Annotated in this window: 15 protein-coding genes; 10 read left to right on the top strand and 5 right to left on the bottom strand. The window is 71.6% G+C overall.

The genetic code is table 11. From position 1 onward, the window contains the following. Together VQ03_RS26475 and VQ03_RS26470 are read left to right on the top strand one after the other, a co-directional pair. Nucleotides 1-2,760: helicase-related protein (locus VQ03_RS26475; RefSeq protein WP_048453907.1), on the top strand; the 2,760-nt coding region annotated here is incomplete at its 5' end. 207 nt (nt 2,761-2,967) lie between these two features. Then, nucleotides 2,968-4,401 (top strand): DUF2252 domain-containing protein, encoded by a 1,434-nt coding sequence (locus tag VQ03_RS26470; protein ID WP_048453910.1) that lies wholly within the window; start codon nt 2,968-2,970, stop codon nt 4,399-4,401. Between the two features lie 755 nt (nt 4,402-5,156). On the opposite strand, the gene VQ03_RS26465 is transcribed toward VQ03_RS26470, so the two are convergent. After that, on the bottom strand, nt 5,157-7,016 hold the full coding sequence (locus tag VQ03_RS26465; protein WP_048453906.1) for a sigma-54-dependent Fis family transcriptional regulator: 1,860 nt from the start codon (nt 7,014-7,016) through the stop codon (nt 5,157-5,159). A 294-nt stretch (nt 7,017-7,310) separates the two neighbouring features. Here VQ03_RS26465 and adh point away from each other — a divergent pair, with 294 nt between their 5' ends. The 5 genes from adh to VQ03_RS26445 all read left to right on the top strand — a co-directional run bounded on the left by adh (nt 7,311) and on the right by VQ03_RS26445 (nt 11,994). Then, nucleotides 7,311-8,834 (top strand): aldehyde dehydrogenase, encoded by a 1,524-nt coding sequence (gene adh / locus VQ03_RS26460; protein ID WP_048453905.1) that lies wholly within the window; start codon nt 7,311-7,313, stop codon nt 8,832-8,834. A 165-nt stretch (nt 8,835-8,999) separates the two neighbouring features. Further along, nucleotides 9,000-9,686: a hypothetical protein gene (locus VQ03_RS33370; RefSeq protein WP_157064268.1), complete on the top strand. Its 687-nt coding sequence runs from the start codon at nt 9,000-9,002 to the stop codon at nt 9,684-9,686. A 137-nt stretch (nt 9,687-9,823) separates the two neighbouring features. After that, nucleotides 9,824-10,204: a DUF779 domain-containing protein gene (locus VQ03_RS26455; protein ID WP_048453909.1), complete on the top strand. Its 381-nt coding sequence runs from the start codon at nt 9,824-9,826 to the stop codon at nt 10,202-10,204. Nucleotides 10,205-10,264: 60 nt separating this feature from the next. Next, nucleotides 10,265-10,762 (top strand): cyclic pyranopterin monophosphate synthase MoaC, encoded by a 498-nt coding sequence (moaC, locus tag VQ03_RS26450; protein WP_048453904.1) that lies wholly within the window; start codon nt 10,265-10,267, stop codon nt 10,760-10,762. Beyond that, nucleotides 10,759-11,994, top strand: a complete 1,236-nt coding sequence (locus VQ03_RS26445) for a molybdopterin molybdotransferase MoeA (RefSeq protein ID WP_048453903.1) — start codon at nt 10,759-10,761, stop codon at nt 11,992-11,994. The genes moaC and VQ03_RS26445 overlap by 4 nt, the downstream gene beginning before the upstream one ends. 28 nt (nt 11,995-12,022) lie before the next feature. Here VQ03_RS26445 and VQ03_RS26440 read toward each other — a convergent pair whose 3' ends face one another. Next, the gene (locus tag VQ03_RS26440; protein ID WP_048453902.1) at nt 12,023-12,292 is read right to left on the bottom strand and encodes a hypothetical protein; all 270 of its coding nucleotides are present in this window, start codon (nt 12,290-12,292) and stop codon (nt 12,023-12,025) included. A 481-nt stretch (nt 12,293-12,773) separates the two neighbouring features. Here VQ03_RS26440 and VQ03_RS35330 point away from each other — a divergent pair, with 481 nt between their 5' ends. The 3 genes from VQ03_RS35330 to VQ03_RS26425 all read left to right on the top strand — a co-directional run bounded on the left by VQ03_RS35330 (nt 12,774) and on the right by VQ03_RS26425 (nt 14,017). Then, nucleotides 12,774-13,073 (top strand): NepR family anti-sigma factor, encoded by a 300-nt coding sequence (locus VQ03_RS35330; protein WP_048453901.1) that lies wholly within the window; start codon nt 12,774-12,776, stop codon nt 13,071-13,073. Then, the gene (locus VQ03_RS26430; RefSeq protein ID WP_048453900.1) at nt 13,070-13,627 is read left to right on the top strand and encodes a sigma-70 family RNA polymerase sigma factor; all 558 of its coding nucleotides are present in this window, start codon (nt 13,070-13,072) and stop codon (nt 13,625-13,627) included. Before VQ03_RS35330 ends, VQ03_RS26430 begins: the two co-directional genes overlap by 4 nt. 153 nt (nt 13,628-13,780) lie before the next feature. Next, nucleotides 13,781-14,017 (top strand): hypothetical protein, encoded by a 237-nt coding sequence (locus VQ03_RS26425; RefSeq protein WP_048453899.1) that lies wholly within the window; start codon nt 13,781-13,783, stop codon nt 14,015-14,017. A 135-nt stretch (nt 14,018-14,152) separates the two neighbouring features. Here the strand turns inward: VQ03_RS26425 and VQ03_RS26420 are convergent, their stop codons facing one another. The 3 genes from VQ03_RS26420 to VQ03_RS33980 form a co-directional block, all read right to left on the bottom strand. Then, nucleotides 14,153-17,221: a glycosyltransferase gene (locus VQ03_RS26420; protein ID WP_048453898.1), complete on the bottom strand. Its 3,069-nt coding sequence runs from the start codon at nt 17,219-17,221 to the stop codon at nt 14,153-14,155. A 101-nt stretch (nt 17,222-17,322) separates the two neighbouring features. Continuing rightward, on the bottom strand, nt 17,323-18,306 hold the full coding sequence (locus tag VQ03_RS26415) for an alpha/beta fold hydrolase (RefSeq protein ID WP_048453897.1): 984 nt from the start codon (nt 18,304-18,306) through the stop codon (nt 17,323-17,325). 405 nt (nt 18,307-18,711) lie between these two features. After that, a partial coding sequence (locus VQ03_RS33980) for a general stress protein CsbD (protein WP_048453908.1) occupies nt 18,712-19,074 on the bottom strand: 363 nt, incomplete at its 5' end.

Below are 19,074 nucleotides of genomic sequence, written 5' to 3'. Positions count from 1 at the left end.
CCGCGGCCCTGCCGCATCGAGCATGCCGGCGGCACGGTCGCGGCGATCCGCACCTACGATCCGGTGTCGCAGCGCTCCCTCGACGAGGTCGAGACCCTGGTGGTCGACCCGGCGACCGAGGTGATCCTGGACCCGGATTCGCCCGTGCGCCTGCGGCCCTTCACCGGCCAGGAGCATCAGCTCCCGACCCTCTACGGCCGGCTCGTCACCCTGCTCGACTACGTGCCGGAGGCCCGCCTGGTGGTCGAGGCCGGGGCGGAGGCCCGCGCCGAGGCCTTCTTCGAGCAGATCGCCGAGGGACGCGCGAGCGAGGCCGGCGCCCGCGGCGAGGCGGTGCCGCTCTATCTCACCCCCGCCGAGTGGCGGAAGGCCCGTGACTCGCGCGAGGTGGCGGTCGCGAGCGACGCGGAGACGGAATCCATTGCGGTGCCGGTCTTCCTGCGCGAGCGCCGGCCAGGCGCCGCCTTCTCGGCCTACCTGCGCGAGCGCCTGAAGGCCGGCGAGCGGGTGGTGCTCGGCGGGGACGCCGCCGGGCTCAAGCGCCTGTCGCGCCAGGCCGCGCGGGCGGCGGAGCGCAGCGTCCGCCCGGTCGCCGACTGGTCCGAGGCCGTCGCCGCCAGGGCCGGCGAGATCGTGGCCCTGCCCGCTCCCCTCGATGCCGGGTTCCGGGTGCCGGATCTCGGCGTCACGGTGATCGCCGCCCCCGACCTCTATGGCGGCTCGTCGGCGCGCCCGAGCGCCGGCCAGCCGGTGATCCTGCCGATGGGCGAGGTCGATCTGCGCGTCGGCGACGTCGCGGTCGATCGCGACCACGGGCTGTGCGTTTTCGAGGGGCTGGAGCGTATCGGCACCGGAGACGGCGGCAGCACCGAGGCCCTGCGCCTGCGCTTTGCCGGCGACGCGATCCTGATGGTGCCGGTGGACCAGGCCGACCGGATCTGGCGCTACGGCTCGGAGGAGGAGGCCGTCACCCTCGACAAGCTCGAAGGCGGTACCTGGGCGAAGCGGCGGCTCACCACCGAGGCGGGCCTCGCCCGTGCCGCCCGGGCCATGCTGGAGGCCGCCGAGGCCCGCCGCGCGGCCAAGGCCCCGGCCCTGGTGCCGCCGGAGCGCGAGATGGAGCGGTTCGGCGCCGGCTTCGGCTTCCCGCTCACCCCGGACCAGGCGAAGGCCGTCGACGGGGCGCTCATGGATCTCGCCGGCGAGCGGCCGATGGACCGGCTGGTCTGCGGCGACGTCGGCTTCGGCAAGACCGAGGTGGCCCTGCGCGCCGCCGCGGCGGCGCTGCTGGCCGGCAAGCAGGTCGCGGTGGTGGCCCCGACGACCGTGCTGGTGCGCCAGCACCTGCGCACCTTCGAGCGGCGCTTCTCCCGCTTCGGCATCGGCGTGGCGCAGCTCTCGCGCCTCGAGGGGCCGGCGGAGGCCAGGCGCGTGCGCCAGGGCCTCGCCGACGGTTCGATCCGCCTGGTGGTCGGCACCCACGCGCTCGCCGGGCGCGGGGTCACCTTCGCCGAACTCGGCCTCGTGGTGATCGACGAGGAGCAGCGCTTCGGCGCCGCCCTGAAGGAGCGGCTGCGCGGCATGGCGGGCGACGCCCACATGCTGACGCTCACCGCGACGCCGATACCCCGCACCCTGCAAGCGGCGCTGGTCGGCCTGAAGTCGCTCAGCGTCATCGCGACCCCGCCGGCGGTGCGCCAGCCGATCCGCACGCTGCTGACGCCGCTCCACGACGACACGGTGCGGGCGGCTTTGATGCGCGAGAAGGGCCGCGGCGGCCAGAGCTTCGTCGTGTGCCCGCGGATCGAGGAGATCGGCCCGATGGCCGAGCGCCTGAAGCGGCTGGTGCCCGAGCTTGCCACCGTCGTCGCCCATGGCGAGATGAAGCCGGCGGAGCTCGACGAGGTCATGGTTCGCTTCGCCGACGGCGAGGGCGACGTGCTGCTCGCCACCTCGATCATCGAGAGCGGGCTCGACGTGCCGCGGGCCAACACCATGCTGGTCCACGATGCCGAGCGCTTCGGCCTCGCCCAGCTGCACCAGCTCCGCGGCCGGGTCGGCCGCGGCCAGCGCCGGGGCGTCACCTACCTGCTGACCCGCCCCGACCGCGACCTGGCCCCGGCGGCCGAGAAGCGCCTGCGCACGCTGGAGGCCCTCGACCGCCTCGGCGCGGGCTTCGCCATCAGCGCCCGCGACCTGGATCTCCGCGGCGCCGGCGACCTCGTCGGCGAGAACCAGGCGGGCCACGTCAAGCTGATCGGCCTCGGCCTCTACCAGCACCTGCTCCAGCTGGCCTTGCGCGCCGCCAAGGGCGAGCCGGCGGAGGATTGGGCGCCGGAGATCCGCCTCGGCCTCGCCGGCGACGTGCCGGAGGATTACGTGCCGGAGCCTGAGGTCCGCCTGAGCCTCTATACCCGCCTCCTGCGCCTGGGCACCGCCGAGGAGGTCGAGGCGCTGCGCGGCGAGGTCGAGGACCGGTTCGGGCCGCTGCCCGCGGGCGTGCGGGCCCTGTTCACGCTGGCGCAGCTGCGGGTCGTCTGCCTCTCCCTCGGGATCGCCCGGCTCACCGGCGGGCCGCAGGGCCTCGCGGTCGATTTCCGCCCCGGCTCCGCCCCGGCCGCGATGCCGCTTGGCGACGAGGTGACCGCCCGGGAGGGTCGGCTGATCCTGCGCCGACCCTGCGACCACCCGGACCGGCGCGGAGAGCTGGCGGCCGAGTTCCTGCACGTGATCCAGGAGGCCCGCGACCATCAGGGCTGAGGGATGTCACGTTTCGGACGCGAGCTTCATCCCGCGCCCGGAACGATCGTCCATGGCCAAGGTTGATTCCCAAGCCCGGATCGGGGCTGCCGACGAGCCGTGCCCATGGACAGACCGAATCCCGACAGACCGCACGAGGGTCTCGCCGCCGACGAGGCCGCGCCGGCCCGCGACCCGGTGCAGGGTCCAGGGCAGGATTCGGCGGAGATGCCGGCCGAGGACATCGTGCTGGAGCCCCTGGCCGATTTTCCGCATATCGACCTGCGCAGGCCCGGCGAGCCGTGGGAGAAGCGCCGCGCCGCCGGCAAGGCCCTGCGCGCCAAGGTCCCGCATGACAGCCACGGCCCGGTGCCCGAACCGGGCGACCGGCCCGATCCGGTCCGGCTGATCGAGGAGGCGCAAGCCGGGCGCCAGGAGCGGCTGATCCCCCTGCGCGTCGCCCGGATGGCGAGCTCGCCCTTCGCCTTCCTGCGCGGCGCCGCCACGGTGATGGCCTGGGACCTCGCCCGCACGCCGACGAGCGGCATCGACGTGGTGATGAACGGAGACGCCCACATCTCGAATTTCGGCCTGTTCGGCACGCCCCAGCGCGACATCGTGCTCGACCTCAACGATTTCGACGAGGTCACGATCGGCCCGTGGGAATGGGACCTGAAGCGGCTGTGCGCCAGCATCGAGGTCGCCTCCCGCGACCTCGACGTGCCGGGGGCCGAGCGGCGCGAGGCGGTGATCGCCGCGGCCTACGGCTACCAGCACACCATGACCGAGCTGGCGCCGCAGGGGCCGCTCGACGTCTGGCACCGCGCCGCGCGGGCCGAGGACCTGGATTTCAGCGGCATCGTGATCGACGACGAGTCGCGCGCGGTGGTGGAGCGCGCGGTCGAGAAGGCGCGCAAGCGGCACAACAAGAGCCTGCTCGCCCGGGTCGGCGAGCGTCGGGTCGATGGCGGCTGGCGCTTCCGCAACGACCCGCCGATCCTGACCTGGGTCGATGCCGACACCCGCGAGGCGGTGACCGCAGGCCTGGAGCGTTATGCCGAGACCCTGCCGCGGGAGCGCCGGTTCATGCTGAGCCGCTACCACGTCGTCGACGTCGCCCACCGGGTCGTCGGCGTCGGCAGCGTCGGCACCCGGGCCTATGTCGCCCTGCTCTGCGGCAACTCGGACCAGGACGTCCTCTTCCTCCAGGTGAAGGAGGCGGTCCGCCCCGCCCACGCGCCTTACGTCGCCGGCATGCCCGAGCCCTACGCCTCGCACGAGGGCGAGCGGGTGATCTACGGCCAGCGCCTGCTCCAGGCGGTCGGCGACCCGCTCCTCGGCTGGACCACCATCGACGATCGTCCGTTCTACGTCCGCCAGATGAAGAACATGAAGGGCGAGATCCCGGTCGGCTGCATGCGCGGGCAGCCCTTGGTGTACTTCTCATGGGCCTATGGCGCGCTGCTGGCGCGGGCGCATGCCCGCACCGGCGACGCCGCGGCCATTGCCGGCTATTGCGGCCGCGACCGCCACGCCGATTTCCGCGAGGCCCTGGCCGATTGGGCGCGGGCCTATGGCGAGCGGAATGCGGAGGATCACCGGCTGTTTTTGGAAGCGATCGAGGCGGGGCGGCTGGAGGCGGCGGAGGATCCTCAGATGTAGGCCGAAACCTCGCCGCATGACCGTTTGACCGGCTGAGATCGGCGGTGTCCTGCCCGCCGGGTTTCGGGAGCGGGCGGGCAGAGCCGGCGTCGGAAGTCTGGGAGTCGAAAGCCTTGGCTATGACGCTGGGTCGATCATCGTCCGCCAGCGGCGACGAAGCGCCGAAACGTCGCCGCTCGTCAGGATAGGCATGGCAGCCTTGAGAGCCTCGTCGCTTCGGGTTGGTGACCAGGCGATCGAGGGTGATGCCCTTGAACGGGCTTTCGAAAACGGTGTGCATGACAAGTGCCGATGGCTCGCAAGCCGCCCGAGCGGCGACGGGTCGCCCGAGTGTTGTCGCCCGAGTGCTCCCGGGCGAGTGCCAGCAGGCGATCTGGTGGATCATCTGCTTCAGCTTCCCGCGTCAGAGACGCGAAAGCGCGATACCGGTGGTACTGTGCGCAGCCTTCATTGCCGGATGACGGCGCATGAGGCACCCGGTGCCAAGGCGGCCTTGGCTGCGCCTTGGCCTTCCATGGGCGAACGGAACGGTTCGAAGGGAGAAAGCAGAGACCGTGCTTCCGGGGATCCGCCGCCTCGGCGACCATCAGCGTTCACGGTGCCGGCTTCCCCAGGCCTGGAAGCGTGCGGGGCGCTCCACGGACGACCGCTTTCGAGAAGCGGCCCCCTCTCGCGAAGCGGAAACAGCGGGGTGCCAGCAGCCATCCGTGCCGTCGCGCTCGACCTTGCCCGCCCCTCGTGCAGTGCGGTCCAGGCTACACTCCCGCCCGCTCCGTCAAACACCGCCGATACAACGTACTCCGGCTGATCCCGAGACTCCGTGCCGCCCGGCTGACATTGCCGCCGTGGGCCGCGAGAGCCGCCCGCATCGCATCCTGGGCCAGAACGTCGAGTCGGCCGGCCTCCTCTCGCCGGGGGACCGGCGCAGGCGCTGGGCGGCAGGCCACCCCCTCGGGCAGGTCCGCCGGTCCCAGCACTTCCCCCGCCTCCGCCAGCGCCGCCAGCGCCTTCAGGCAGGCCGCGAGCTGGCGCAGGTTGCCGGGCCACTCCGCCTCGGCGAGTGCCGCCTCGCAATCGGGCGACAGGCTCACGCCGCGGGCCGGGCCGTCCGATCGGGCCCAGAGGCCGCGCACCAGGGCGAGGCGGTCCGGCCGCTCGCGCAAGGGTGCCAGCCGCACCCGGTAGGGGGCGATGCGGTAGAACAGGTCGGCCCGGAAGGCGCCCTCCTCGACCATGCGGGACAGGTCGCGGTGGGTGGCGCAGATCAGGGCGAAATCGACCGGGATCGGGCGGGTGCCACCCACGGGCAGAACCTCGCGCTCCTGCAACGCCCGCAGCAGCCGCGATTGCAGGGACAGCGGCATGTCGCCGATCTCGTCGAGGAACAGAAGGCCGCCCTCGGCCTGGCGCAAAAGACCCTTGGCGCCGTGGCGAGCCGCGCCGGTGAAGGCGCCGGGCTCGTAGCCGAACAGCTCGGCCTCGATCAGCGTCTCGGGGAGCGCCGCGCAGTTCACCGCCACGAACGGCTTTTGCGCCCGCGCACAGGCCGCGTGGGCGGCGCGGGCGAAGACCTCCTTGCCGGTGCCGGTCTCGCCCTCGACCACCACGGGGATGCCGGCATCGATCAGCCGCACGGCCCGGGCGAGGAGCTTTTCGGTGGCGGGATCGAGGATCGGGCCCTCGGGGATCAGAGCCGCAGGATTCTGCCGCGCGGTCTCGACCGTGGATCGGCGCCGGGCCGGCACCCCCTGGAGGCGGCCGTAGAGCGGCGCCCCGGTCGCGTCCCGCAAGGAGAGGGGGCCGGGCGCGGTGTCGCCGCCATGGCCGCCGGCCTGCTCGGTGCCGAGATCGCCCCAGCTAAGGCCGAGCAGCGCCAGCCCGTGCCGGTTGGCGCCGACGAGGCGGCGGCCCTCGAAGACCAGAACCCCCTCGCGTGGGGTGCCGAGGAGCCCCGCATCGCGGTGCAGCCGCAGCACCTCGCAGCCCGTCGGCACCGTGTCGAGGAGGCGGTGCTCGATGGCGGCGACCGCGAGCCCGACGAGCCCGAGGGCGTGGCCCTGGTGGATCGCCGCCGGTCCCGTCAGGTCGAGGACGCCGAGCACCGTGCCATCCGCGCCGAGGATCGGCATCGCCGCGCAGCTCAGGATCCGGTGCGGCTCGAAGTAATGCTCGGCCCCCCGCACCTCGGCCGGGCGGCGCTCGACGAGGGCGGTGCCGATGGCGTTGGTGCCGGTCAGGCTCTCGCTCCAGGGCACGCCGGGGCGCAGGGCCACCTGCGCGGCGCGGCCGGCGAACGCATCGCTGCCGAGGGTGTCGAGGATCAGCCCGTCGGCGTCGGTGAGGATCACCAGGCTGCCGGTCGCCTGCGCCTCGGCGTGCAGGGCCTCGATCTCGGGCCGGCAGGTCTGGCGCAGGGCCTCGCTGCGGTCGAAGGCGGCACGCATCTCGGCGCTGCCCAGCGGCTCGACCCGGGGGCGCTGCCCGAAATCGAGCCCGAGGGCGGCGCAGCGCTCCCAGGAGCGCAGGATCGGCGGCGGCGGCTCCGCCATCCCCGGCCCGAAGGCTTGCCGCCGCGCGGCCAGCAAGGTGCGGGGCGTGGTCACGCGGCTCTGCATGCGCGGCCTCCTCCCATGTCGCCCTCCCAAGTCGCCCTTGAAGTCGCCGCCGCGAGGGCGGGCTGTCGCAGTTTGCGACAGGTGTCGCAGGTGTCGCGTGCGCGGTCCAGGATGGATGGGGCCGGACAGGGCCGGATTTTGGTCGAAGGCGTGGCCAGGCGGCCGAGAAAATGCAGCGTGATCAACGGTTTGATGCGACCCCGAGACGGGCGCGGCGCGGCCGGGGCCCGGCTGGCACGCCGGCTGCCGAGGAATGTCCACCACACCCCGTCACGGGGTGAATGGGAGGAACGCATGAACAAGCCGGAACTCTTCGCCGAGGCCAAGACCAAGTCCCCGTTCTCGGCCCGCTACGACAACTTCATCGGCGGTCAGTGGGTCGCCCCGGTGGCGGGCCGCTACTTCGAGAATACTTCGCCGATCACCGGCGGCGTGATCTGCGAGGTGGCGCGCTCGGACGCGCAGGACATCGAGCGGGCGCTCGACGCCGCCCACGCCGCCAAGGAGGCCTGGGGCCGGACCGCGCCGGCCGAGCGCGCCCGCATCCTGCTCAAGATCGCCGACCGGATGGAGGACAATCTCGACCTGATCGCGCTCGCCGAGACCTGGGACAACGGCAAGCCGATCCGCGAGACCACCCACGCCGACATCCCGCTGGCCATCGACCATTTCCGCTACTTCGCCGGCTGCGTCCGGGCGCAGGAGGGCTCGCTCTCCGAGATCGACCACGACACCGTGGCGTATCACTTCCACGAGCCGCTCGGCGTCGTCGGCCAGATCATCCCGTGGAACTTCCCGATCCTGATGGCGGTCTGGAAGCTGGCGCCGGCGCTGGCCGCCGGCAATTGCGTGGTGCTCAAGCCCGCCGAGCAGACCCCGGCCTCGGTGCTGCTGCTGGCCGAACTCATCGGCGACCTGCTGCCGCCGGGCGTGCTCAACATCGTCAACGGCTTCGGGCTGGAGGCCGGCAAGCCCCTCGCCTCGTCGCCGCGCATCGCCAAGATCGCCTTCACGGGTGAGACGACCACCGGCCGCCTCATCATGCAATACGCCTCGCAGAACCTGATTCCGGTCACGCTGGAGCTGGGCGGCAAGTCGCCGAACATCTTCTTCTCGGACGTCGCGGCGGAAGACGACGACTTCCTCGACAAGGCGCTCGAGGGCTTCACCATGTTCGCCCTCAACCAGGGCGAGGTCTGCACCTGCCCGAGCCGGGCCCTGGTGCACGAATCGATCTACGACCGCTTCATGGAGCGGGCGATCCAGCGCGTCGAGGCGATTGCCCAAGGCTCGCCGCTCGATCCCGCCACGATGATCGGCGCCCAGGCCTCCTCCGAGCAGCTGGAGAAGATCCTGAGCTACGTCGATATCGGCAAGCAGGAAGGCGCCGAGTGTCTGACCGGCGGCGCGCGCGCCGTGAAGGAGGGTGAGTTCGCCGGCGGCTACTACATGCAGCCGACGGTGTTCCGCGGCCACAACAAGATGCGCATCTTCCGGGAGGAGATCTTCGGGCCCGTCCTGTCGGTCACGACCTTCAAGGACGATGCCGAGGCGCTCTCGATCGCCAACGACACCCTCTACGGCCTCGGCGCCGGCGTATGGACCCGCGACGGCACCCGCGCCTACCGCTTCGGCCGGGCGATCCAGGCCGGCCGCGTCTGGACCAACTGCTATCACGCCTACCCGGCCCACGCCGCCTTCGGTGGCTACAAGCAATCCGGCATCGGCCGCGAGACCCACAAGATGATGCTCGACCACTACCAGCAGACCAAGAACCTGCTGGTCAGCTACTCGGCCAAGAAGCTCGGGTTCTTCTGACGACGCAATCCTCTCGAGAGGAGCCTTGCCCCGGCCTCGCGGCCGGGGCCTTTTGTTCCGGCCGTCGGCATGCTCGGACTTCCGCTTGATACATTGTCCGTTATAAATCAATATCCTCACAGTAGCGTCTTTGGTTCAATTCTGAACATTTGTGAGGAGATTTCAATGATACCGAAATTTTATACAACAGGTTTTTTGATTTTTATCGCTTTTGATTTTTATCCAAGCGAAGCTTTTTGCATGAGCAAAGAAAAAGAAAAAATTGTCGCCCAACTATTTGAGGTCATGAAACAAGCATGCTTCATCAACACCAAAAGGAGCGGCGTCGAATTCTCTGCGGATGCAAATTTGGCGGCGATACTGGGTCGAATCCCGGGTGCCAGTGTCGGCGGCGGGACAAAATACATCGAAAACAAGGCTGAAGGGTTCTCGGCATTCCTGCAAAAAGAGCTTACCAAGGAAGGTCTTGAACTGTCTAAAATGCAACTTGAATGCACCATCAAGTTCGGTGCGATGATAGCAGACACAATCAATCGACCCGAAAACATCAATGGATCCGCTGCATCCGACAGGCATCCCGGCCGAGAGACAATCATTAATCCAGATAATAAGGATATTCCATTGTCGGAAGGATCAAGCGAGAGCCTCCTGAGTGACGGCGTCATTCTCACGCTTACGAAGGTCGTCTATAGAGCCGATAAGTTCTTCGTATATGTGCGGCTGGATGGTGAGGAGCATCGCATGGAAGCTGGCACATCGATCAGAATTGCATCGCCGAAACATAATTGCCGATTGACCCTCCTGCAGGTCATGAAGAGGAACGACGCCCTCTTCAATCTGCGATGCAGGTAGAGCGTGGTCCGACGAAGCGGGTACCGGTTCGTCGCAGAAAATGCGGCAAAATCAACGACCGAGGGCACCGCCCGAGTGCAACGCGATCGGGCGGTGCCCTCGGCAGCCTTCATTCGCCACGATGTCAGGAGTTCATGATGGATCACGTTTGGGGCGATGGTCCCGTTCCCCGTGTGACCGCGACGCATGCAGCCCTCGCGCTGATCGAGCAGTTGCGGACCGACCACGGCCCGGTAATGTTCCACCAATCCGGCGGCTGCTGCGACGGCTCGGCGCCGATGTGCTACCCGGTCGGCGATTTTCTCATCGGCGATGGCGATGTGCATCTGGGCGCGATCGGCGGGGCGGAGTTCTACATCAGCGGCCCGCAATACGAGGTCTGGAAGCACACCCAGCTCATCATCGACGTGGTTCCGGGCCGCGGCGGCATGTTCTCGCTGGAGAACGGCTCCGGGCAGCGCTTCCTCCTGCGCTCGCGCGTGTTCAGCGAGGCCGAGAGCACGGCTCTGACCCGGTGAGGCCGTGGCGGGGCCGGCTCGCCCCGTGCTAAGCGCGGGGTAGTTCACCCGGAGCAGGCCATGCCGACCCTGACCCATCTCGACGCCGCCGGCGCCGCCAACATGGTCGACGTCACCGACAAGGCCGCGACCGACCGGGCCGCCCGCGCCGAGGGCCTGGTGGTGATGCAGCCCGAGACCCTGCGGCTGATCCGCGAGGGCGACGCCAAGAAGGGCGACGTGCTCGGCACCGCGCGGCTCGCCGGCATCATGGCGGCCAAGCGCACCCACGAGCTGATCCCGCTCTGCCACCCGCTGCTGCTCACGAAGGTGAGGGTCGAGTGCGAGCCCGACGAGAGCCTGCCGGGCATCCGCGTCACCGCCGAGGTGCGGGTGCAGGGGCCGACCGGGGTCGAGATGGAGGCGCTGACCGCCGTCTCGGTGGCGTGCCTCACGGTCTACGACATGGTCAAGGCGGCCGACCGGGGCATGCGGGTCGAGGGCGTGCGGCTGCTGCACAAGAGCGGCGGCCGCTCCGGCGTGTGGGAGGTGTCTGCCGGCCGGGAGGTCGGCGCGTGAGCGCGCTCCTTCCCGTCGCCGAGGCGCTGGCGCGCATCCTCGCCGATGCCCGCCCGGTCGAGGCCGAATCCGTCGCGATCACCGCCGCCGCCGGCCGCACCCTCGCCGAGGATGTGCAGGCCCTGCGCACCCAGCCGCCCTTCGCGACCTCGGCCATGGACGGCTACGCCGTGCGCGCCGCCGATGTCGCCGGGGCGTCTCCCGAGGCGCCGGTGCGGCTCACCGTCACCGCCACCAGCGCGGCGGGCCACGGTGCCCGCGGCCCGGTGGGCCCGGGCGAGGCGATCCGCATCTTCACCGGCGCGCCGCTGCCGGACGGCGCCGACACGGTGGTGATCCAGGAGGACACGGAAGCCCAGGGCAACACGGTGCTGGCGCGGGCCGGCAACCCGGCCGGTCGCCATATCCGCGGCAGCGGGCTCGATTTCCGCGAGGGCGACCGGCTGCTGAGTGCCGGCGAGCGCCTCGACGGCTGGCGGGTGGCGCTCGCCGCCGCGGGGGGACATCCCACCTTGCGCGTCCGGCGCCGGCCCCGCGTCGCGGTGCTCGCCACCGGCGACGAGTTGGTGCCGCCGGGCGAGCCGGCGGAATGGGACCAGATCGTCGCCTCGAACGGGCTGGCGCTGGCGGCGATGGCACAGGCCGCCGGGGCCGAGGCGATCGATCTCGGCATCGCCGGCGACACCTTCGCCGATCTCGAGGCGGCGATCACCCGCGCCCGCGACGCGAAGGCCGATCTCCTGGTGACGCTCGGCGGCGCCTCGGTCGGCGATCACGACCTCGTCCAGTCGGCCCTCGCCCGGCAGGGGCTCGATCTCGGCTTCTGGCGCGTCGCGCTCCGGCCCGGCAAGCCGCTGATGCATGGTCGCCTCGGGTCGATGGCGGTTCTGGGCCTGCCCGGCAACCCGGTCTCGTCGGTGGTGTGCGGGCTGCTCTTCGTCCACCCGCTGATCCGGGCGCTTCTCGGCGACCCGGAGGCGGGGGCCGACCGCAGCGAGCCGGGCCTGCTCGGGCGCGACCTGCCGGCCAATGACGGCCGCCAGGACTACATGCGCGCCGCCCTCGACACCGCGCCGGACCGGCTGCCGGTGGTCCACCCGGCCGAGCGACAGGATTCCTCGATGCTCTCGGTGCTCGCCCGGTCCGAGGCGCTGCTGATCCGCGCCCCCCACGCGCCGGCCGCCCGGGCCGGCGATCCCTGCCGCATCCTGCGGCTCGACCGAGGATCGTGATGCGGGGACCTTGCGTCCCCTTCCGCACCTACTGCTCTGCGGAGCCTCGGCCGCCGCTCTTGCGGTCGTAGGCGGTGATCGCCGCCCGGCACTGGGGCGAGAGCTTCGCGCGGTTGCGCGCGAAGCAGCGCTCCACCTCCGGGCTGTCTGGATCGGCCCCGGCGCAGAGCTTGAAGTAGTCGCCGGCACAATTCATCTGCAGGCCCTGATCGTCCCGCTGGGCGAGAGCCGGCGTCACCGCCAGGAGCGTCAGGATGGCCGCGGTGGCGGCGGGCGCACGAAGCGACTTCGGGTTCAAGGCGTCATTCCCGCTGGAGCGATTGAAGCCCCTAGGTTAGGTCCTGCGGCTCGCCGGACAAGCGCGCTCAGGTCACACCCGCGTGGGGATGCGCGCCCGAGCCTGCGGCAAACCCGTTCGTTCTTGCCCCGCGCTCTTGCCCTGCGCTCTTGCCCCGCGCTCTTGCCCCCTCGCTCACAGGGAACGGGGACGGAGCGGGCCGCTTGGGGGCGGGCGCCCGCGCGTGAGCCCTAGACCTCGGCCGTATCGGAGCCGCATTGTCAGGCTTGAATTTCTTGTGGTCGGATAGTCAAGCTGGCGGTGTTCGGTCAAGCTTGGATTAAAATTCGCTGAATATCATTTTCAGACCGCATTAAAATCCACGGCTTTATTGCGGCGCCGAACGAAGCACGAGGCGGCTCTTGATCGGCGCGCCGCGGCCCCGGCAGGCATCCCGCCTCGCCCGGGCGCGCAGCCCCGGCGGCCGCGAGGCGAAGCGGCGATGCGCGACGACGAGACCGACACCGACGCTCCGGCCGGACCCGAGCCACGATCCCGGGGGCGCCCGCCGGCGCGGACGGTCCGGGGAACCGGATCCGGGGAACTCGACGCCGGCACCCGGCGGCGCCTCGGCCGGGCGTTGCGCGCCCACTACGCCGACCTTCTCAGCGCCCCGGTGCCCGATCGATTCGCGGCGCTCATCGCCGGGCTCGATGCGGGCCTCCCGCCGGCGGCCGGATCCTTGACCGGATCCTTAACCGGATCCCTGGCCGACGATCCCGGGCAGGAGGATGCACGATGAACGCCGTGACACACTCCGTCGATCCCGAGATGCGCGCGCTCCTCCTCGGCGCGATCCCGGCTCTGCGTGCCTTCGCCTTCTCGCTGACCCGCGACCTCGACCGCAGCGACGACCTCGTTCAGGAAACCCTGGTGCGGGCCTGGACCAAGGCGGACAGCTTCACCCCGGGCACCAACCTCTACGCCTGGCTGTTCACCATCCTGCGCAACCTGTTCTATTCCGAGCAGCGCAAGCGCCGGCGCGAGGTCGAGGATGCCGACGGGGTGATGGCCGGCCGCCTCACGGCGCTGCCGGACCAGGAGGCGCGGGTGGAGCTCTCGGCCTTCCAGACGGCCCTGAGCACCCTGCCGGCGAACCAGCGCGAGGCGCTGGTGCTGGTGGGGGCCCAGAACTTCACCTACGAGGAGGCCGCCGAGATCTGCGGCGTCGCCGTCGGCACGATCAAGAGCCGGGTCAGCCGGGCGCGCGGCCGCCTGATCGAGCTGCTCGGCATGACCGGCCCCGACGACATCGGCAGCGACGGCGCGACCCTGGCGGCCATGGGCTATCCGTGACCGGGTCGTCGGCGATCCGCGCCGTCGCGCCTGGGCCGGGACGCCGCACCCCTGGAACGGTTTCCCCGCCCGGGCAGTTTCGATGACCCGGCGGCAGACCTGCGGCATCGTCCGACCGCGGCTGCGGCGCTGGGCCATCTGTGGAGTTGGTCGATGCCCCGCCCCTACGAAACCGTCGCGGACGCGGTCCGCACCGCCCGCGCCATCGTGATGCAGGAGGGCTCGGCGCTGGCCGTGGCCGCCCAGGCCGGGGACGACGCCGCGCTCGACGCGGCGAGCTGCGACCTCGTCAGCCGGATCGCCCAGGCGATCCTCGACGCCGAGACCGAGGCCATGGCCCGCACTCTCGTGGCGGCCGATCCCTCGCCGATCAAGCGCCTGAGTGCGTGACGAGGACGTCCGGGATCCGCCGTCGCGCCGAGGCGATCCGGCGGGCGGGAGTCGAACGTCCCCGTGTCATACCGCCGCGCCTTCGAACGGGCTCGTCCGAAGGCGCTCACGCACCGATGTGAAGGCGCGGCGATATCAGAGACCCGGGCCCTCCGTGCTGCGACCCGCCTCGATCGCCGCCTCATAGGCTGCGAGGCTCGGCGCTGTTTCGGGCAGGGCCGGGATCGCGAGCGTCGCCAGCTGGTCGCGGGCCGCCAACAACGCGTCGAGCAGGAGCCCGGTGTCGCGGCTGAATGGGAGCAGGATCCCGCCGCCCACGGCCCGGATGCGCTCCGCCGGGGCGCCGATGTCGAAGGTGACGACCGGGTAGCCCGCGGCCCACACCTCCGACAGGACGTAGGAATAGGTCTCGGGCCAGACGCTCGACAGGAACACGTAGTCCGGATCGGCCTCGGCCAGCAGCCTCGGCAGGTCCTCCGGATCGTAGGTGCCCGTCACCGTCAGGTTGCCGAGGCCCTCGACCCGTCGCCGGTCGGCGACGTTGCCGATCACCGTGAAGGCGATCGGCCGCCGCTCCCGCGCCGCACGCTCGGCGAGCGCCACCATCAGCTCGAATCCCTTGTGGGCGCCGATGCCGCCGACGAGGGCGACGCGCACCGCGCCGGTGCGCTCCCGCCGCGCCCGCGCGGGCGCGGGCGGTGCCGCCTCGGGATGCGGCACCACCGCGATGCCGGTGAGGCCGAGGCGGCGGGCGTAGCGCTCGGCGGTGTCGTGGGAGGGTGCCACTAGGCGCCGGGCCCCGCGCAGGATGCGCTCGTTCGTCGCCAGCCAGCCGTCGAGGCCGCCGCCCATCAGGGCGTTCTGGTCGGCGTAATCGTAGAAGACGCCACCCACCGTGCAGTGCCGGCAGATGTCGGCCGGGGGCTCCTCGCAGTAGAAGTTGCGCCCGTCGACCAGGTGGACCTTCGGACAGTACCACTGGAAGTCGTGCAGCATGACCACGTAGGGCCAGCGGCCCGCGAGCAGCCGGTCGAGGAAGGCCGATGCGTAGCCGAAGCGGGCGTTGAGGTGGAGGTCGATGGCGAGTCCCGCCGCCTCCAGCGCGTCGAGCAGGCTGAACAGCTCGTCCGGCCGCAGGTCCACGGTGGCGCCGGCGGCGTCGAGGGACAGGCGCAGGCGCCCGCCGACCGGCGCCAGCTGGCCGATCTCATGGTCCTTCCCCCGGTCGAGTCCGCGGACCTGGTCGATGTAGCGCGTCGCGCCGCCGCCGAACCCGTGGGCGACATGCAGGGTCAGGCGCTTGAAGTGACGGGCGAGCAGCGTGGCGAGGACGGTGAGCCGCAGGGCTCCCAGCGGATCGGCGCCGATGAAGGCGTCGATCTCGTCCTGGTACTCCGGATAGAGGGCGACGAGCCGGGCGTGGTTGCGCTCCAGGATCGCCAGCCGCTCGCTCTTGCCGAACGAGACCGAGCCCTCGTGCTCGACATAGGTGTCCGTGGCGGCGACGTGGATCCAGCCGAGGTCCCGGGCCGTGAGGCACCAATCGACCTCCTCGCAATAGCCCCGTCCCCATTCGGGCGAGAGGCCGCCGACCTCGTCGAGGGCCTGCCGGTTCAGGTAGAGGCAGAAGCCGACTCCCGTCGGGATCGTCACCGGCTGGGGCGAGGCCGCCTCGAGGGCGGCGTCGATCGCCTCCGGCCCGAGGCCAAGGAGCGGCCCTTGCGCCTCCGGCATGCCGGGGAAGCCCAGGATCGTGGCGTTGTTCGAGAGCGGCGTGGCGCTCGCGATGCCGGGGCCGCGGTGGCAGGCCCGGGCCAGCTTCTCCAGCGCCCGCGGCGCCAGCACCGTGTCGGCATTGACGAGGATGCAATCCTCGCCCGGCTCCAGGAGCGCGAGGCCGCCATTCACCGTGCCGATGAAGCCGAGATTCTCCCGGTTGCGCAGGACCGTCAGGCCCGGATGCTGCTCGGCCGCGAGGGCGTCGAGATAGCGGGTGACGTCGGGATCGGGCGAGGCGTCGTCGACCACCAGCGCCCGCACCCGCCCGGGGGCGAGCTGCGGCAGCAGCGAGGCGAGGCAGGCCTTCAGGTCGGCGAGCCCGTTATAGACCGGCACGATCGCGCAGGCCGGGGGCGGCGTGCGGCCGCTCTCCGGCAGCATCTCCGGCACGGCCGGCTCGGAGAGGACGAGGCGCGCCCCGCCGCCGGGCCGGATGGCCGCCACGAGACGGTCACGCACGGCGCGACGCTCCTGGCGCGTCGTCGCCGGCTCGCTGGTCACGAGGAGCGCCCGCGCCTCGGCCCGGGCAAGCTCGATGGTGCCGCGCAGATGGCCGATCACCTCGCCCGCGCCCACGGGGCCGACCGCGAGGTCGGTGCCCGGCTTGAGCGCGCCCGCCGGGAAGGCGAAGGCGGCCGAGTGGCGGCCGAACTGCTCGCGGATGTCGGGCCGCGGATGGGTCTCGACCTCGGCCACGTCCTCGCCGTTGCGGACCGCCCGCACGCGGCCCGGCCGGTCGGGCCCGGCGGCGTCGAACACCCAGCCGGTGACGCGGCTCGGCGCTTCGACATGGAGGCTCGAGCGCAGCCGCGGGGCGTAAGGGCCGAGGCTCACCACGGTGTCCCCGGCGCGCACGGCGATCGTGTGGGGCTGCCCGTCGAGGGCCCAGGCGGGCAGGGGCAGGCGAAAGCCGTTCCAGCCGCCCTCGCGGCTGCCGAAGCGCAGCTCCGGCCGGTAGATCCCGGGACGGACCGCCTCGCCCTCCAGCCCGTCGACGACGAGATGGACCGTCGGGAGCGGGTCGGAGGACAACGACGAGACCCAGCCGTCGAGCACGCCGGCGACGACGCCGTCGAGGTGGAGCGTGTGGTGCCCCGGCCCGACCGCGATCCGCTGCTGGTCGGCGCGGCCCGGCTCGGTCACCGTCAGCCGCAGGCCCGCGGGGGTGGCGAGCAGCGCCGGATCGAGGGCGGCGTGCAGGTAGGTCGTGCCGTTCTCGACGAAGCGGCGCTCGATCGGCAACTCGTGCTCGCGCTCGCCGCCCTGCGCCAGGGTGAGCCCGACCCCGTCGGCCTCCGCCTCCGGGTTCAGGGCTATGAGGATGCCGCCATTGTAGAGCCGGCCCCAGGCGACCGGGCCGGGGGGAGGCACGAACCACCGGCGTCCCGTCTTGGCGAGGCGCCGCGCGCGTTTCAGGATCGTCACGTCGCAAGATCCGGACTGAAAGAGGGTGCCGCCGGCACGGGGCCGGCAGCCGTCGCTCTTCCTCTAGCCGAGACCGGGGCCGTCTGCGAACCGCCGAAGCGTCACAGCGTCCGGGGCCGCTCGCAGGACTCGTCGAGCGCGGCGAGCACCCGGTCGGGGGCGATCTGGTGCAGCATGTGGCCGGCGCCCTCGACCGCGACGAGGCGGCTGCCGGGGATCTGCCGGTGGAGCGCCACCGCCTGGTCGGCGTGGCTCAAGAGCCGGTCGCCCGTACCGGACAGGATCGTCACCGGCATGCGCAAGCTCTCGTAATGCGGGCGGAGCGCGAAGGCGTCCGGCACCATCAGCACCGATTCGGCCGCGGCGCTGCGCAGCTGCGAGGGCCGCAGCACCATCTCGACCGGGAAGTCGCGGGCGAAGCGCTCGGGCACCGGGCTCGGCCCGAACAGGCGGTCCAGGATGCGCGGCCAGAGCAGGCGGCTCGCCACCGGTGCGACGGTGTGGCTGATGAGGTCGCCGAGGCCCGGCAGCCCCTGTGGGGCGAAGAGCAGGCTGTCGATCCGGGGCGAGGGGAAGTAGTAGCCGGATTCGAGGATCAGGGCCCGCACCCGGGCCGGATCCTGCACGGCGAGCGCGATGGCCACCTGCGCCCCCCAGGAATGGCCGAGCACCGTCGCCTCGTCCACGCCGAGGCTGTGCAGGGCGCCGCGGATCAACCCGGCCTGCATCGCCGGCGTCCAGATTCGGCTGCGCGGTCTGTCGCTGTAGCCGAAGCCGGGCCGGTCGATCGCGACGACCCGGTGCGTCCGCGCCGCCCGGTCGACGAGGCCGCTGACGAGCCAGTCCTGGATCAGGCTGCCATTGCCGTGCAGCAGCACGAGCGCCGGGCCGCGTCCGCGCTCCAGCACGTGCAGCCTGGTGCCGCCGACCTCGACGAAGCGCCCGACCGGCGGCGTCGCCCGTTCCGCCGCGCGGGCGCGGCGCCCGTTCTCGACGGCGCCCGCGGCGAGGAGAGCGGTCCCCGCGAGGGCGAGGGCCGCGGCGGGCGGCAGGGAGCGGGCGGGGGCGAGGGGTTGTGAGGACATGCCGTCTCAACCGCCGGGGCGCCGGTTGGTTCGCCCGCCCGGCCTCTGGGCTGGCCCGCGCCCCGACGGGCTTCGTTGCCCTGTCGATTCCTGCGGGTGCCCCCGCTTTCGTCGCAGTCCCGGATCAGTACGTCCGGCTATGCCGCGGGCGGTCGCTGCGGCGGTTGAGACGTGCGATCAGCTTCGGCAGGACGAATAACATGAAGATCTTGCGCAGCATGATTGTGTTTCCCTGTGGCGGTTAAACTTGTCTTACGTCGATAACGTCAGCCGGCGGGAAAAGATCCGGAAATGAATCACTCGTCGCCTCACGGCGACGAGTGATCTCGGTATCGTGCGTTCGCCGGAGCGGCGAGGGCTCCGGCGAACCCTGTGTCGGGAGTCCATCCGGACTCGACGCGGAGCTCAGCGCTTGCGGCGCAGGAGCCAGCCTGCCGCGAAGGCGAGGGCGGCGATGCCGAGCACGGTGTTGGTGCGGTGCCCATCGGCATAGGCCAGGGCCTGCCGGCCGTAGGATTCGCCGCGGCGGCGCGCCTCGCGGGCGACGTGGCGTCCGTCCCGGATCACGTGGTCGGCCCGCTCACGCGCCGTGTGGGTGATGTCCTCGGCATAGCCGCGGGCCGTGTGGGCCAGATCCTCGGCCCGCTCGCGGGCCGTGTGGGCAATGTGGCGGCCGTCGTCGATGACGTCCTCGGCCCGGTCGCGGGCACGGCCATAGGCGTATTGCGCGCCGCCGGCCACCTGGTTGGCGGCGCGCAATACGCCTAT

Origin of the sequence: Methylobacterium tarhaniae, assembly GCF_001043955.1 — a bacterium.
GTDB lineage: Bacteria > Pseudomonadota > Alphaproteobacteria > Rhizobiales > Beijerinckiaceae > Methylobacterium > Methylobacterium tarhaniae.
Note: the sequence above shows the minus strand (reverse complement) of the source record. Positions and strands in the feature narration are given on the sequence as shown.